This is a genomic window from Salipiger sp. PrR002, assembly GCF_010500775.1.
Taxonomy (GTDB): domain Bacteria; phylum Pseudomonadota; class Alphaproteobacteria; order Rhodobacterales; family Rhodobacteraceae; genus Salipiger.
On record NZ_JAAGOU010000002.1, the window covers coordinates 63,682 to 77,300 of the forward strand.

The 13,619-nt window shown below is 64.6% G+C and carries 14 protein-coding genes; 10 read left to right on the forward strand and 4 right to left on the reverse strand.

Annotation, left to right across the window (positions count from 1 at the left end; translation table 11 throughout):
- Positions 1-14 precede the first annotated feature (14 nt).
- From G0A00_RS02805 to G0A00_RS02820, 4 genes are all read left to right on the forward strand, one after another.
- Positions 15-1,859 (forward strand): ABC transporter ATP-binding protein, encoded by a 1,845-nt coding sequence (locus tag G0A00_RS02805; protein ID WP_164178494.1) that lies wholly within the window; start codon positions 15-17, stop codon positions 1,857-1,859.
- Positions 1,860-1,893: 34 nt separating this feature from the next.
- Positions 1,894-3,726, forward strand: coding sequence for an ABC transporter ATP-binding protein (locus G0A00_RS02810; RefSeq protein ID WP_164178496.1), 1,833 nt, complete (start codon positions 1,894-1,896; stop codon positions 3,724-3,726).
- 41 nt (positions 3,727-3,767) lie between these two features.
- On the forward strand, positions 3,768-4,985 hold the full coding sequence (locus G0A00_RS02815; RefSeq protein ID WP_164178498.1) for a class I SAM-dependent RNA methyltransferase: 1,218 nt from the start codon (positions 3,768-3,770) through the stop codon (positions 4,983-4,985).
- A 111-nt stretch (positions 4,986-5,096) separates the two neighbouring features.
- Complete coding sequence (locus tag G0A00_RS02820) at positions 5,097-5,612, forward strand: murein L,D-transpeptidase family protein (RefSeq protein WP_164178500.1); 516 nt, start codon at positions 5,097-5,099, stop codon at positions 5,610-5,612.
- A gap of 166 nt (positions 5,613-5,778) precedes the next feature.
- On the opposite strand, the gene G0A00_RS02825 is transcribed toward G0A00_RS02820, so the two are convergent.
- Complete coding sequence (locus G0A00_RS02825; protein ID WP_164178502.1) at positions 5,779-6,336, reverse strand: CAP domain-containing protein; 558 nt, start codon at positions 6,334-6,336, stop codon at positions 5,779-5,781.
- A 230-nt stretch (positions 6,337-6,566) separates the two neighbouring features.
- On the opposite strand from G0A00_RS02825, the gene G0A00_RS02830 reads away from it, so the two are divergent.
- Complete coding sequence (locus G0A00_RS02830; protein ID WP_164178504.1) at positions 6,567-7,166, forward strand: L,D-transpeptidase; 600 nt, start codon at positions 6,567-6,569, stop codon at positions 7,164-7,166.
- A 150-nt stretch (positions 7,167-7,316) separates the two neighbouring features.
- Positions 7,317-7,511 carry a ferrochelatase gene (locus tag G0A00_RS02835; protein ID WP_066106836.1) on the forward strand — a complete coding sequence of 65 codons (195 nt, stop codon included), beginning with the start codon at positions 7,317-7,319 and terminating at the stop codon, positions 7,509-7,511.
- A gap of 117 nt (positions 7,512-7,628) precedes the next feature.
- Here G0A00_RS02835 and hemH read toward each other — a convergent pair whose 3' ends face one another.
- Entirely contained in the window at positions 7,629-8,693 is a 1,065-nt protein-coding gene (hemH, locus tag G0A00_RS02840) for a ferrochelatase (protein ID WP_164178506.1), read from the reverse strand.
- 51 nt (positions 8,694-8,744) lie between these two features.
- A complete protein-coding gene (locus tag G0A00_RS02845) occupies positions 8,745-9,605 on the reverse strand; it encodes an SAM-dependent methyltransferase (RefSeq protein ID WP_164178508.1) in 861 nt (286 codons plus the stop codon).
- A gap of 41 nt (positions 9,606-9,646) precedes the next feature.
- On the opposite strand from G0A00_RS02845, the gene G0A00_RS02850 reads away from it, so the two are divergent.
- From G0A00_RS02850 to G0A00_RS02865, 4 genes are all read left to right on the forward strand, one after another.
- Complete coding sequence (locus tag G0A00_RS02850) at positions 9,647-10,360, forward strand: ComF family protein (protein WP_164178872.1); 714 nt, start codon at positions 9,647-9,649, stop codon at positions 10,358-10,360.
- 45 nt (positions 10,361-10,405) lie between these two features.
- Positions 10,406-10,663 (forward strand): glutaredoxin 3, encoded by a 258-nt coding sequence (gene grxC, locus G0A00_RS02855; protein WP_164178510.1) that lies wholly within the window; start codon positions 10,406-10,408, stop codon positions 10,661-10,663.
- 113 nt (positions 10,664-10,776) lie between these two features.
- A complete protein-coding gene (locus G0A00_RS02860) occupies positions 10,777-11,217 on the forward strand; it encodes a MarR family winged helix-turn-helix transcriptional regulator (RefSeq protein WP_066103357.1) in 441 nt (146 codons plus the stop codon).
- A gap of 169 nt (positions 11,218-11,386) precedes the next feature.
- Complete coding sequence (locus G0A00_RS02865; RefSeq protein WP_235952860.1) at positions 11,387-12,730, forward strand: dicarboxylate/amino acid:cation symporter; 1,344 nt, start codon at positions 11,387-11,389, stop codon at positions 12,728-12,730.
- A 99-nt stretch (positions 12,731-12,829) separates the two neighbouring features.
- Here G0A00_RS02865 and ubiG read toward each other — a convergent pair whose 3' ends face one another.
- The gene (gene ubiG / locus G0A00_RS02870) at positions 12,830-13,570 is read right to left on the reverse strand and encodes a bifunctional 2-polyprenyl-6-hydroxyphenol methylase/3-demethylubiquinol 3-O-methyltransferase UbiG (protein WP_164178513.1); all 741 of its coding nucleotides are present in this window, start codon (positions 13,568-13,570) and stop codon (positions 12,830-12,832) included.
- Between the last annotated feature and the right edge of the window lie 49 nt (positions 13,571-13,619).

A 13,619-nucleotide genomic window follows, 5' to 3' on the forward strand; every position in this document is an offset into this window, starting at 1 on the left:
ACAGGACCTGACCCATGTTTCGCCGTTTCGAGAGCATGGTCGATCCCTATGTGGACCATCCGCAGACGGACCGGCCCCCGACCAAGCTGCTGCCCTTCATGCTGGAGTATGCGCGGCCCTTCCGCCGTGTCTTCGTCTGGACGGCGCTGCTCTCGGTGGTGGTGGCGGCGGTCGAGATCGGGCTGATCTGGGCCATGGGCTGGGTCGTCGACATCCTCGGTGGAGAGCCTGCCGAGGTCTGGGACGCCCACGGCGGGCAGCTGATCGCGCTGGCGCTGTTCATCCTGTTCCTGCGCCCGCTCATTCAGGCGCTGGACGTGCTGCTGCTGAACAATGCGATCATGCCGAACTTTGGCACTCTGGTGCGCTGGCGGGCGCATAAGCAGGTGCTGCGCCAGTCGATCGGCTGGTTCGAGAATGATTTCGCCGGGCGCATCGCCAACCGCATCATGCAGACCCCGCCCGCCGCCGGAGAGGCGGTGTTTCAGGTTTTCGACGCCATCACCTTCTCGGTCTCTTACGTCATCGGCGCGGTGATCCTGCTGGGCGATGCCGATTGGCGGCTGGTGATCCCGATGCTGATCTGGCTGGGGCTCTATGGCGTGCTGATGCGCTGGACGATCACCCGCGTCGGCCCCGCGTCCAAGGCCGCCTCGGATGCGCGCAGCTTCGTCACCGGGCGCGTGGTGGATGCCTATACCAACATCCACGCGGTGAAGATGTTCGCCCACGACCGGCAGGAGCTGGACTACGCCAAAGAGGCGATCGAGGAGGCGCGGCAGACGTTTCAGGCCGAGATGCGGCTCTATACCGTGATGGATCTGGGTCTGATGATCCTCAACGGTCTGCTGATCGTCGGGGTGGTCGGCTGGGCCGTGGCGCTGTGGATGCAGGGCGAGGCAAGCACCGGCGCGGTGGCGGCGGCAACGGCGCTGACCTTGCGGCTCAACGCGATGACCGGCTGGATCATGTGGGCGCTGACCACCTTCTTCCGCCAGCTTGGCGTGGTGGCCGAGGGGATGGAGACCATCGCCCAGCCGATCACGCTGGTGGATGACGCGGACGCAAAGCCGCTGCGACTGGAGCAGGGCGAGATCGCCGTGACCGATCTGTCGCATCACTATGGCCGAGGGCAGGGCGGGCTCGACCGCATCAGCCTGACCATCCATCCGGGCGAGAAGATCGGTCTGGTGGGCCGTTCGGGCACCGGCAAATCGACCCTCGTGAAGCTGCTTCTGCGGTTCTACGACCCTGAATCGGGGAAAATCGAGATCGACGGGCAGGATGTCACACGTGTGACGCAGGACAGCCTGCGGCGGCAGATCGGCATGGTGCAGCAGGACAGCGCGCTGATGCATCGCTCGGTGCGCGAGAACCTGCTTTATGGGCGGCCCGAAGCCAGCGAGGTCGAGATGATCGCCGCGGCGCGGCAGGCGCAGGCGCATGAGTTCATCCTCGAGCTTGAAGACGGGCAGGGGCGGCGCGGCTATGACGCCCATGTGGGCGAGCGCGGCGTGAAGCTTTCGGGCGGGCAGCGGCAGCGCATCGCGCTGGCGCGGGTGATCCTCAAGGACGCGCCGATCCTGATCCTAGACGAGGCGACCTCGGCGCTGGATTCAGAGGTCGAGGCCGCCATCCAAGACACGCTTTACGGCATGATGGAGGGCAAGACGGTGATCGCCATCGCGCACCGGCTCTCGACCATTGCCGCGATGGATCGCATTCTGGTGATGGACGGCGGGAAGATCGTCGAAGACGGTGCACATGACGCGCTTTTGGCCCAAGGTGGCCTATATGCTGGATTCTGGGCGCGCCAGTCGGGCGGATTTCTTGATCCCGACACGCAAGGCCCCGCCTGATCCACCAAAGACCCAAGCAAAGGAGAGGGCCCGCATGAGCCTTTCCGACATCATAGACCCGTTTTCCCGCGCCCATACGCCGCCGCCGCAGACGCTGGGGCGTTTCGTCATGTGGGCGCTGAAGGGCGCATGGCCGGTGCTGATCCCGGCGGCGCTGCTCTCGGCGCTTGGTGGGGCCTTCGAGGTGATCACCGCCAAGCTTTTGGGGGATGTGATCGACCGCGCGCTTGGCGGCTCGGCGCAGACGGTGTTTGCCGAGCACTGGCCGTTCCTGCTGTTCTGCGCGGTGTTCTTCATCGCGGTGCGGCCCGGCATCGCGGGGCTGTCGGCCTATGTGCAGTCGGTGCTGATGCAGCCCAATGTCTTCAACCTGATCCTCAGCCGGGTGCACCGCTACACGCTGGGCCATTCGGTCACCTTCTTCGACAATGATTTCGCCGGGCGCATCTCGCAAAAAGAGATGCAGACCGCGCGGGCGCTGAACGATGTGATCTCCGAGGTGGTGCAGGCGGTGCTCTTTGCGCTGGCCTCGGTGATCGGCTCGATCTGGCTGGTGGGCTCGATCGACTGGCGCATCGCCATCGGTCTGGTGGTCTGGGTGATCGCCTATGGGTTCCTGCTGCGCTTCTTCATGCCGCGCATCCGGGTGCGGTCGAAGGCACGGGCGGCAGCGCGGGCGATGGTCACAGGGCAGCTTGTCGACACGGTGACCAACATCAAGACGGTCAAACTCTTTGCCCATGACGATTTCGAGGATCAGGCCGCGCTCGATGCCATGTCGACCTACCGCGAGCGCTTCATCTCTTTCGGCACCGTCGCCTCGGCTTTCCGCTTCTGGCTGATGGCGCTGGCAGGCACGCTGCCGGTGGTGCTGATCGGCGGCGCGCTGCTGTTCTGGGCGCGCGGCTTCGTCACCGCGGGCGACATCGCGGCCACCGGTGCCGTGGCGATCCGGCTCAGCCAGATGACCGGCTGGGTCAGTTTCACGCTGATGGGCATCTACGCCAATATCGGCGAGATCGAGGACGGCATCCGCACCATCACCCCTGATCACACGCTGCTTGATGCGCCGGATGCGCAGCCGCTGGCGGTACCGCAGGGACGGATCGAGTTCCGCGACGCGGGCTTTGCCTATGGCCGCGAGGAGGGCGGTGTCGAGCATATCGAGCTGAACATCGCACCGGGCGAGAAGATCGGCATCGTCGGGGCCTCGGGGGCCGGGAAATCGACCCTCGTGGCGCTGCTTTTGCGGCTCTACGACACGGAAAAGGGCGGGATCTTCATCGACGGGCAGAACATCTCGCATGTCACGCAAGAGAGCCTGCGGCGGCAGATCGGCATGGTCACGCAAGAGACCGCCATGTTCAACCGCTCGGCGCTGGACAACATCCGCTATGGCCGTCCGGGCGCAACCATGGAGGAGGTGATCGCCGCCGCCGAGAAGGCCGAGGCGCATAGCTTTATCCAGAACCTGCGCGACCACATGGGGCGCACCGGCTATGACGCGCATCTGGGCGAGCGCGGCGTGAAGCTTTCCGGCGGGCAGCGGCAGCGCATCGCTTTGGCCCGCGCGATCCTCAAGGACGCGCCGATCCTGGTGATGGATGAGGCCACCTCGGCGCTTGATTCCGAGGTCGAAGCCTCGATCCAACGCGCGCTGGAGCGGGTGATGGAGGGCAAGACCGTACTCGCCATCGCACACCGCCTGTCGACCATCGCCAGCATGGACCGGATCGTGGTGCTGGACGAGGGCCGCATCGCCGAGCAGGGCACGCATGACGCTCTGCTGGCGCAGGATGGTCTTTATGCGCGCTACTGGAACCGGCAGAGCGGCGGGCTGATCGACCCGCAGGAAGCGGCGGAATAGCGTGCTTGCGCGGCGGCCCCGTTTGAGGGCATGACGCCGCTATGGAACAGGTCACAATCGAACGGCTCGGGCATCAGGGCGACGGCATTGCCGCCGGTCCCATCTTTGTGCCCGGCACTCTGCCCGGCGAGACCGTCGAGGGCGAGATCACCGGCGGCGTCATGGATGCGCCGCGCATCGTCACGCCCTCGGAGATGCGGGTCAGCCCGCCCTGCCGCCACGCGAAAAGCTGCGGCGGCTGCCAGCTGCAGCACGCGCGACCGGATTTCGTCGCCGACTGGAAGCAAGGCGTGGTGCGCCACGCGCTGGCCGCGCATGGGATCGAGACCGAGTTCCGCGAGATCGCCACATCGCCCGAGGCGACCCGCCGCCGCGCGGGATTTTCCGCCCGCCGCACCAAGAAGGGCGCGCAGGTCGGCTTTCACCGCAAGCGTTCGGACGTCATCGTCGAAGTGCCCGATTGCCGTGTGGTCGAACCGAAGCTCGCCGCGGCGCTGCCGATGGTCGAGGCGCTGGCGGTGCTCGGCGCCAGCCGCAAGGGGGAGCTTTCGGTGCTGGTGACCACAAGCCTCGGCGGGCTCGATGTGGTTGTGAAGGGCGGCAAGGAGGCCGACGCGCAGATGCAGCAGGCGCTTTCGGAGCTTGCCCGCGCCTATGATTGCGCCCGTATCGCATGGGGCGAGGACGTGGTGCTGACCCGCCGCCCGCCGAACCAGAAGATGGGCCGCGCCGAAGTGGCGCCGCCGCCGGGTGCCTTCCTGCAGGCCACGCCGCAGGGCGAGGCCGCGCTGCTCGAGGACGTGCGCGGTTACGTTGAGGGCGCGAGCCATGTGGTCGATCTCTTTGCCGGATGCGGCACCTTTGCGCTGCCGCTGGCCGAGGCCGCGCGGGTGCATGCGGTCGAAGGCGAAAAGGCGATGACGCAGGCGCTGGATCACGGCTGGCGTCACGCGCAGGGCCTGCGCCATGTGACCACCGAAGCGCGCGATCTGTTCCGCAACCCGCTGCTGCCGCAGGAACTGGCGCGATTCGACGCCGCCGTGATCGACCCGCCGCGCGCCGGGGCCGAAGCGCAGGTGGCGCAGCTTTGCGAGGCGCGGATTCCGCGGATCGCGTTCGTCTCGTGCAATCCGGTGACTTTCGCCCGCGATGCGGCGGCGCTCTTGCGCGCGGGCTATGCGCTCGACGGGCTGCGGGTGGTGGATCAGTTCCGCTGGTCGACCCATGTGGAACTCGTCGCCGGGTTCAGCCTGCGCTAAGTAAGGCGGCTATTTGTCGGGAACTTCGATCAATTCTTGCTAACTCCACCTATCGCGATGCCGCTGCGTGAGCTATCATTGCGGCATAAAAAGAACGAGTGGACAGGCAAGATGTATATTGGCAGGCACTTAATGGTGCTGGCGGCAGTGTTGCTGCTTGCTGCCTGTGGCGGTGGGCAGCCAGAATCGCGGTTCAAGACATACCGTGGTCCAGCAGTGACTCATGTCGTCGTGCATAAGGGCGCGCGGAAGATGTATCTTCTGCATCACGATCAGATCATGAAGGTCTATAACGTTGGCCTCGGGTTCAGCCCGGAGGGCGACAAGAAGGTAGAGGGCGACGGCAAGACGCCGGAGGGCCTTTATTTCATTGACCGGCGCAATCCCAATTCGCGATTCCACCTCAGTCTCGGGATCGATTATCCCAACGCTGCCGACCGCGCCGAGGCCCGGTATCTGGGCAAGAGTCCGGGCGGAGACATCTTCATCCACGGACGTCCGGCTGCCTATCAGAACGGCATCTGGGATTGGACGTGGGGCTGCATCGCCGTCACCGACAGCGAGATGGAAGACATCTATTCGATGATCCGCACCGACAATCCGACACCGATTCTCATCATGCCCTGACACGGGCAGGCGAGGACATCCGACGGGCCGCCCATTGGGGCGGCCTTTTTGCTTTCTGAAAAGCCCGGCGCCAAAGCGTCAGCCCTAAATGGCGCGCGCCAATGCAAAAGGCCGCCCCAAGGGACGGCCTGTTACTCAATGTGTCGTCAGGGTCAGAGGCTGCCGATCAAAGACCGGCGGTCAGGGTGCCCGGCGTCGGCGCGAGGTCCGGTGCGCCCATCACCATGGTCCACCAGATTTTGCCGCCCGGCTCTTGGAACCACGAAAAGCCCATCTCGCGGGCGCTCGGGTCGAGGATGACGTCGCGGGTCGGCGCGTCTTCCATCCATGCCGCGAGGGTCTCGAGCTCCGACTCGTAGGTCTCGGAGATGTTCTCGCCCAGCAGACGGCCCGCGTAACCGACGCGCTGCACGCGGTCGATCGGCGAGGAGCCGTCCGAGCCGAAGTGCCACGGGCGGTTCTGCACCGACATGTCGCGCGAATGGGTGGCGGCGGCGGCGTTGAGCTTGGAGTTCAGCTGCACCGCGGGCACACCACGCGCCTGACGCAGCGCGTTGACCGAATCGAGCATGTTGTACTCGATCTTGCCGGAGTCCTTGTCGTCGATGCGGTAGACGCGCGGCAGCGGCTTGCCATCCGGGCCGAGTTGCGGCGGTGCCACCGACGACGCACAGGCCGCCGCTAGAAATCCGGAGGAAAGCAGTAGAAACGTGCGTCTGTTCATGTTGGCTGGCCTTCGCGTCCCGCTTGTTTTGCTCTTGCGTTTCCCACATAGCCCGCCGAGCGTACCGGATCAAACCCACATGCATGTGATCGCCGATACACACTGCCGTTTGATTTGCGACTGCGGCCACGCCGCCATATCATGGGGAACCTGTAGCGGCTCTCGGACGTAGGTCTGGCGAGCTGTCAAAAGCATATTTCACTAACGTGGCTCGAGAGGACAATCACGCCATGGCAAAGACTCCATATTCGCGTCGCGCCTTCCTTGCCGGGTCGGCTGCGCTTGCGGGGGCGGCGGCGAGCCCGGCGCTCGCACAGAGCTACAACGGGTCCGGCACGGTTGAGATGGAAGGCGATATCTCGAAGATCATCCGCCACAACATCTCGAGCTTCCGCACGCTCGACTGGCAGCCCTACTTCAGCAACCTGAACAAGGGCGCTGTGCTGGTCGATATTTCGTCGCGGGCTCTGCACTTCTGGGAACAGAACGGCACCTATCACCTTTATCCGTCGTCGGTTCCGCTGACCGACGATCTGACCCGCAAGGGCCGGACGCAGGTGGTTCTGAAAGACCCGAGCCCCGATTGGCGCCCCACGCCGTCGATGAAAGAGCGCAACCCCGAGTGGCCCGATTACGTGCCGCCGGGCCCGGACAACCCCCTTGGCACCCGTGCGCTGCACCTGAGCTGGACCTACTACCGGATCCACGGCACGCATGACACGCGCAAGATCGGGCGTCGCTCGTCGAACGGCTGCATCGGCCTTTACAACGAGCACATCGAGGCACTTTACGAGATGGCTCAGGTCGGGACGCAAGTGTTGCTGATTTGACCACAGGGAAAGAAGCCGAAAAAACTGATCATTAACTTGGGTTTGCAATATCGGCGGATTACTGCTTAGACATTGTGCACGAGGTAAGTCTTGGAGCTTGCCGTGGACAATTTTCAGACGACCGCGGCAGGCGTTTATCTGGAGGATAATATGAAAAAACTCGCACTCGCCGCCGCGCTCGCAGCTTCCGCAACTTCGGCAATGGCCGGTTCCTACGCCAAGGATGACGTGGTCATGGAACCCGTCGTCGTGGTCGAAGAGACCCAGGCATCGTCCTCGTCGGCAGGCATCGTGATCCCGCTGATCCTGCTCGCCGTCGTGGCAGCCGCCGCGTCGACCGACTGACACTAAGTCGCGAACAGTACAGGAAAAGGCGGCGCATCTGCGCCGCCTTTTTCTTTGCCTAGGTTCGGGATGCGGGGCTGCGGCAGGCGACAATCCCGCCGCGCCGCACGCCGGCGCTTACTTCAGCCAGCCCTGCAGGTTCTCGTCGATCACCGTGCTCAGCGCTTCGATATGCGCGGCATCATCGTTGAGGCAGGGGATATAGGTGAACTCTTCGCCGCCCGCATGTTCGAAGCTCTCGCGAATCTCTTCGTTGATCTCTTCGAGCGTCTCGATGCAATCGGCGGAAAACGCCGGGGCGATCACGGCGATCCGCTTCTTGCCCTCGTCCTTGGCGATCCGCGCGACCTCTTCCACGGTGTAGGGCTTGAGCCATTCTTCGGGGCCGAAAACCGACTGGAAGGTGGTGCGGATCTCGGTCTTGTCCCAGCCGAGCCGCTCGCGCAGCAGCCGCGTCGATTTCTGGCACTGGCAGTGATAGGGATCGCCCTGCATCAGATAGCGTTTGGGCATCCCGTGGTAGGAGACCACGAGCATCTCGGGCTTTTGCTCTTTCGCGGCATAGGCAAGCTCGACCGATTGCGCCAGCGCCTCGATATAGGCCGGGTGCTCGAAATAGGGATCGACCACGCGGGCGGTGGGCTGCCACGGCTCGTCCATCAGCGCCTTGAAGAAGGCGTCATTGGCGGTGGCAGAGGTCGCGCCGGCGTATTGCGGGTAGAGCGGGAAGAACAGGATCTTGCGGCAGCCCGCCTCGGTCATCGCCTTGACCTTGGATTTGGTCGAAGGGTTGCCGTAGCGCATGCAGAAATCGACCATGACCTGATCGCCGTAGCGCGCCTTCATCGACTCGGCGATGGCTGCGGTCTGCGCCTTGGTGATCGTCATCAGTGGGCTCTCGCCCAGTTCTTCGTTCCAGATCGACTTGTAGTTTGCGCCCGAGGAGAAGGGCCGTTTGCTCAGGATGATCAACTGCAGCAGCGGCTGCCATTTCCACTTCGGATAGTCGATGACGCGCTGGTCCGAGAGGAACTCGGACAGGTAACGGCGCATCGGCCAATAGCTGTAGTGATCGGGGGTGCCGAGGTTGGCGAGCAGGATTCCGACTTTTTCGCGTGGGAGCGCCGGGTGGTCGGCGGGGGCCTGGGCGGGACGGATCGGGCCTGGGGTCATGTCGTTCATGCGTTCTGTTCCCTCAAAGTCACGCGCTAGGTAACGCGAATTTAGAATGATTCAATCCTTAAGCGGGGTTTCCCTCGCACCGAGCGCGTCGGCGAGACGATGCGCCGCACTTCCGGGCCGCAGCGGCTTTTGCTGGCTCTCGTCGGGGGCCCAGCCGGTCAGCGTGACAAGCTCGAAGGTGGCGCGCAGCCGACCGTCCTCGCGGGCGTAGGTTTCGGCGTAGATCTCGGCGGCGCGCAGCAGCACTGCGCGGCGGGTGGGGCGGCGCAGCCGGGCGCCAAGCGCGTTGCTCTCTCCCATGCTGCGCAGGTCGCGCATCAGGTGCAGCGCCGAAGAATAGCTGACGTCCAGCGGCAGGGAGTCGGCCACCGGCAGGGCAAGCCCCGCGCGCTGCAGCAGCGCGCCCAAATCGCGGATCTCGCCCATGGGCAGGACGCGGGGCGAAAGCCCGCCGCTGATCTCGATCTCGGCCTGACCAAGCGCGGCGCGCAGTTCCGCCAGCGTTTCGCCTCCGAAAGCCAGCGTGATGTTCAGCCCGTCGGCGCTGAGCGCGCGGCGGCATTGGATCAGCTGACCCACCGGGTCGTTGGCCCAATGCAGCGCCAGCGCGTGGATCACCAGATCATGCGCGCCGACCTCAAGATCGAGCACATCGTCATCGGGGATGATCTTGGCCTCCGGCAGCAGCCCCTGCCAGACCTCGGGGTAGGGGGTCACGATGGCCGGAGATTTGAACTCTCTATTAACCATCATGAGCCGATCCTGCGCTTCATCGCGCGCGGCCTCATGCAGGAACAGCGCCCTCTGCAGATCGTCCGAACGGCGCGCGCGGGCCCGGTGCTGCGCAAGCGCGGCGCGGTCGATGAGCTGCGGGGCCGGTCTGTCGGTCGGGCGATTGGGCTGGCTGGACATGAAAGGTTGATAGGATGCGGCGCGAGCACTTGCAAACCTTGATGCGCGGCGCGCTGGCGCTGGTTTATCCGCCGCGCTGCCTGCTCTGCGGCGGGCTGGTCGAAAGCGATCACGGGCTCTGCGGGCCGTGCTGGCGCGACACGCCCTTCCTTGGCGGGCTCTGCTGCGATCTTTGCGCCGCGCCGCTGCCGGGGCACTCGCAGCAGGCCGAGAACTGCGACAGTTGCCGCGCCGAGGGAAGGCCGTGGGCGCATGGCAGCGCGGCGCTGCTGTATCGGGACAATGGCCGCAAGCTGGTCCTGATGCTCAAACATGGCGACCGCCATGATATCGCGCGCCCCGCCGCGGTCTGGATGGCGCGCCGCCTGCAGGGGCGGTTGCCCAAGGATGCGCTGGTGGTGCCCGTGCCGCTGCATCTGCGCCGCCATCTGCGCAGGCGCTACAATCAATCCGCGCTGCTGGGCGTGGCTCTGGGTAGGCTGCTGGGGCTGCAGCACGTGCCGGACGCGCTTTTGCGCCGCCGCGCCACCCCGTCGCTCGATGGAAAGGGGCGCGACGCGCGTTTTGCCACGCTGGAAGGCGCGATCATCGCCGACCCGCGCAACCGTGTCCCGCTCAAGGGCCGCAACGTGCTGTTGGTCGACGATGTGATGACCTCCGGGGCGACGCTTTCCGCAGCGTCTCTGGCCTGCAAAGAGGCAGGGGCGGCACAGGTCGTGGTCTCGGTACTGGCGCGCGTTGCAAAGGATACCTAAATCCCTGAAAGATGGGCTGCCAGTCAGCCGGAAAGGGAAACGCGTATGAAACCGATCGAGATCTACACCACCCCCACTTGCGGCTTTTGCGTCGCCGCCAAGCGGCTGCTGAACCAGAAGGGCGCAGAGTTTACCGAAATCAACGTCGCCGCCGAACCCGAGCGCCGCGCCGAGATGACCCAACGCGCCAATGGCGGGCGTACCGTGCCGCAGATCTTCGTGGGCGAGACCCATGTGGGTGGCTGCGACGAACTTTACGCCATGGAACGCGCGGGCAAGCTCGATCCGCTGCTCGCTGGCTGATAGAGGCGGGAAATGACTCAGGCATCGCTGCATATCAGGCCGCCGGCCCTTCCGGCGCAGACCCCCGCAAGCGGGCGTGCGGTGCCGTGTAAGTCCGGCGTGGGGCGGGCAGTATGAGCTCGCCCGCCGACGCCCTCGCCATCTCGCTGTTCAGCGAGTTGCTGACCGCTGACCAGTTGCTGCGCAACCGGCTGACCCGCGTGCTGCCGAACCGGATGGAAATCTCGCATTTCTCGGTGCTCAACCACCTCGCAAGGGTGCAGGGGGAACGCAGCCCGGCGCAGCTGGCGCGCAGTTTCCATGTGACGCGCGGCGCGATGACCAACACGCTCACCAAGCTCGAGATCGCGGGCTATGTGCACATCAGGCCCGATTGGGACGACGCGCGGCGCAAGATGGTCTCGATCAGCCCCGCTGGCAACCGCGCCCGCGAGGCGGCGCTGGCGGCCATGGCGCCGGTGATCTCGGAAATGGTGCGCGATCTGGGGGCCGACAAAGTGCGCGCGGCGCTGCCTGTGCTGCGCGAATTGCGCCTCAAGCTCGAGGCCGACTGACCCGCTTCGCTGACCTTGGGTCATGGTTTATGTGGAAATTCGCCGAAAAACTATGCAATCTGAAGGTGACCCGGCAGTGCCTGTTCACCTTTTCTTAACCTAGCGTCAGATTTTTCGCCTCCGGGTCCGCCTATTCGAAAGAATAGAACAGCGACATATGGAGGCCGAAATGAGCACTGCCAGCAAGAAACTCTCTTTGACGACCAAGGTGATGATCGGCATGGGTGCCGGTTTCGCGCTGGGCGTCATCCTCAACCTTCTTCAGATCGGCTGGATCAACGAGCACGTCGTCGGCGGCTTCTTCGGCATGGTGGGGCGCATGTTCGTCAACGCCCTGCAGATGCTGGTGGTGCCGCTGGTGTTCTTCTCGCTGATCTGCGGCGTGGCCGGGATCGGCGACATCCGCATTCTTGGCCGCGTTGGCGGCAAGTCCTTCGGGCTCTACCTGCTGACCACCGGCACGGCCATCGCGGTGGCGATCATCATCGCGCTGGTGGTGGCACCGGGCAGCGGCTTTACCATCGAGGGCGTGGACACCTCGGGCGTGACCGGCAAGGACGCCCCGACCGTCTGGGAGACCTTCGCCGCCATCGTGCCGCGTAACCCGGTCGCGGCCTTCTCCAGCGGCGAGATGCTGCAGATCATCTTTTACACCATCATTCTGGGCATGGCCGCGCTGATGCTGGGCGAGCGTTCGACGGCTTTCGTCGACGCCTGCGAATACATGAACGAGCTGATGATGAAGGTGGTCGAGGTCGTCATGGCCTTTGCGCCCTATGGCGTCTTCTGCCTGATCGCGAAAACCTTCACCGAGCAGGGCATCGGCCTTTTCCTTCCGGTGATCACCTATGTGGGGGTTCTGGTGGGCGCGCTGCTGCTGCATCTCTTCGTGACGCTGATGCTCTACCTCAAGGTCTTCTCGGGCCTCGATCCGATCATGTTCATGAAGAAGATCCGTCCGGCGCAAATCTTCGCCTTCTCGACCGCATCGTCGAACGCGACGATTCCCGTGACCCTGCGCGCTGTGACCGAGCGGATGGGGGTGAACAACTCCGTCGCTTCCTTCACCGTGCCATTTGGCGCGACGATCAACATGGACGGCACGGCGATCATGCAGGGCGTGGCCACGGTGTTTCTGGCCAATGTCTATGGCATCGACCTTGGCGTTGGCGGCTATCTGACGGTGATCGGCATGGCGGTTCTGGCCTCCATCGGCACCGCGGGTGTGCCCGGCGTGGGCATGGTGATGCTGACCATGGTGCTGGGGCAGGTGGGTCTGCCGATCGAAGGCATCGCTCTGATCCTCGGCGTCGACCGTCTGATGGATATGATCCGCACCGCGGTGAACATCACTGGCGACGCGGTGGTCACCGCGATTGTCGCCAAGACCGAGGGTCAGATCGACATGGACGTCTACCGCGATCCGACGGCGGGTGTGGTGATCGACGATCTGCACATCGACCCCGAAGCCGAGGCCGAGCTTGCGGCCCACGCACGGCGCCCGGCGGAGTAAGGACCCGGCGGAGTAAGGAAACGTACAACACTAGCCGCACAGCGCCTGCCCGCCCCCCCGGGCAGGCGCTTTTCGCTTTCTTAGGGTCGAAGTCTGGCCTCAGCTCTCGGGCTTCAGCGCCGCCGTGACGTAGTTCACCGTCAGGTCCCGGTCCGAGATCGACCAGCGCCAGCTCACCGGGTTGAAGACATAGCCCTTGCGGTCCACCGGCGTCAGCCCGGCCTTGCGCATGAACTCGTAAAGCTCGTCCTGGGTGATGAACTTGTTCCACTCATGCGTGCCCTTGGGCAGCCAGCGCATCACCCATTCGGCACCGACGATGGCCATGGCAAAGCTCTTGGCGTTGCGGTTGATCGTCGAGCACAGATGCAGCCCGCCGGGCTTCAGCAGCGCGCAGCAGGCATCGAGATAGGCCTGCGGATCGGCCACATGCTCGACCACCTCCATGTTCAGCACCACGTCGAACTGCTCGCCCGCTTCGGCCAGCGCCTCGGCGGTGGAGAAGCGGTAGTCGATCTCCAGCCCCGACTGTTCGGCATGGGTCTGCGCCACCGGAATGTTGCGCTCGGCGGCATCGACGCCGACGATTTCGGCCCCAAGACGGGCCATCGGCTCGCACAGAAGCCCGCCGCCGCAGCCGATGTCGAGAATGCGCAGCCCTTCGAAGGGACGCGGCGCGGAAAGGTCGCGATCATACTCGCCCGCGATCTGCGTCGTGATATAATCGAGACGCACCGGGTTCATCATGTGCAACGGCTTGAACTTTCCGTTCGGGTCCCACCATTCTGCCGCCATGGCTTCGAACTTGGCGACTTCGGACGGATCGACGGTCAGGGTCATATTTTCGGTATCCCGTTTCCTTTTGGGCTCAACAGCCAATATAGAGGTT

Excerpts from the sequence above, each read along its gene's own strand:
- G0A00_RS02810 (WP_164178496.1), top strand. The coding sequence starts at position 1,894 with ATGAGCCTTTCCGACATCATAGACCCGTTTTCCCGCGCCCATACGCCG.
- G0A00_RS02845 (WP_164178508.1), bottom strand. The coding sequence starts at position 9,605 with ATGTCCAGCCAGCCCAATCGCCCGACCGACAGACCGGCCCCGCAGCTC.
- grxC (WP_164178510.1), top strand. The coding sequence starts at position 10,406 with ATGAAACCGATCGAGATCTACACCACCCCCACTTGCGGCTTTTGCGTC.
- G0A00_RS02820 (WP_164178500.1), top strand. The coding sequence starts at position 5,097 with ATGTATATTGGCAGGCACTTAATGGTGCTGGCGGCAGTGTTGCTGCTT.
- ubiG (WP_164178513.1), bottom strand. The coding sequence starts at position 13,570 with ATGACCCTGACCGTCGATCCGTCCGAAGTCGCCAAGTTCGAAGCCATG.
- hemH (WP_164178506.1), bottom strand. The coding sequence starts at position 8,693 with ATGAACGACATGACCCCAGGCCCGATCCGTCCCGCCCAGGCCCCCGCC.
- G0A00_RS02825 (WP_164178502.1), bottom strand. The coding sequence starts at position 6,336 with ATGAACAGACGCACGTTTCTACTGCTTTCCTCCGGATTTCTAGCGGCG.
- G0A00_RS02835 (WP_066106836.1), top strand. The coding sequence starts at position 7,317 with ATGAAAAAACTCGCACTCGCCGCCGCGCTCGCAGCTTCCGCAACTTCG.
- G0A00_RS02805 (WP_164178494.1), top strand. The coding sequence starts at position 15 with ATGTTTCGCCGTTTCGAGAGCATGGTCGATCCCTATGTGGACCATCCG.
- G0A00_RS02830 (WP_164178504.1), top strand. The coding sequence starts at position 6,567 with ATGGCAAAGACTCCATATTCGCGTCGCGCCTTCCTTGCCGGGTCGGCT.
- G0A00_RS02865 (WP_235952860.1), top strand. The coding sequence starts at position 11,387 with ATGAGCACTGCCAGCAAGAAACTCTCTTTGACGACCAAGGTGATGATC.
- G0A00_RS02815 (WP_164178498.1), top strand. The coding sequence starts at position 3,768 with ATGGAACAGGTCACAATCGAACGGCTCGGGCATCAGGGCGACGGCATT.
- G0A00_RS02860 (WP_066103357.1), top strand. The coding sequence starts at position 10,777 with ATGAGCTCGCCCGCCGACGCCCTCGCCATCTCGCTGTTCAGCGAGTTG.
- G0A00_RS02850 (WP_164178872.1), top strand. The coding sequence starts at position 9,647 with ATGCGCGGCGCGCTGGCGCTGGTTTATCCGCCGCGCTGCCTGCTCTGC.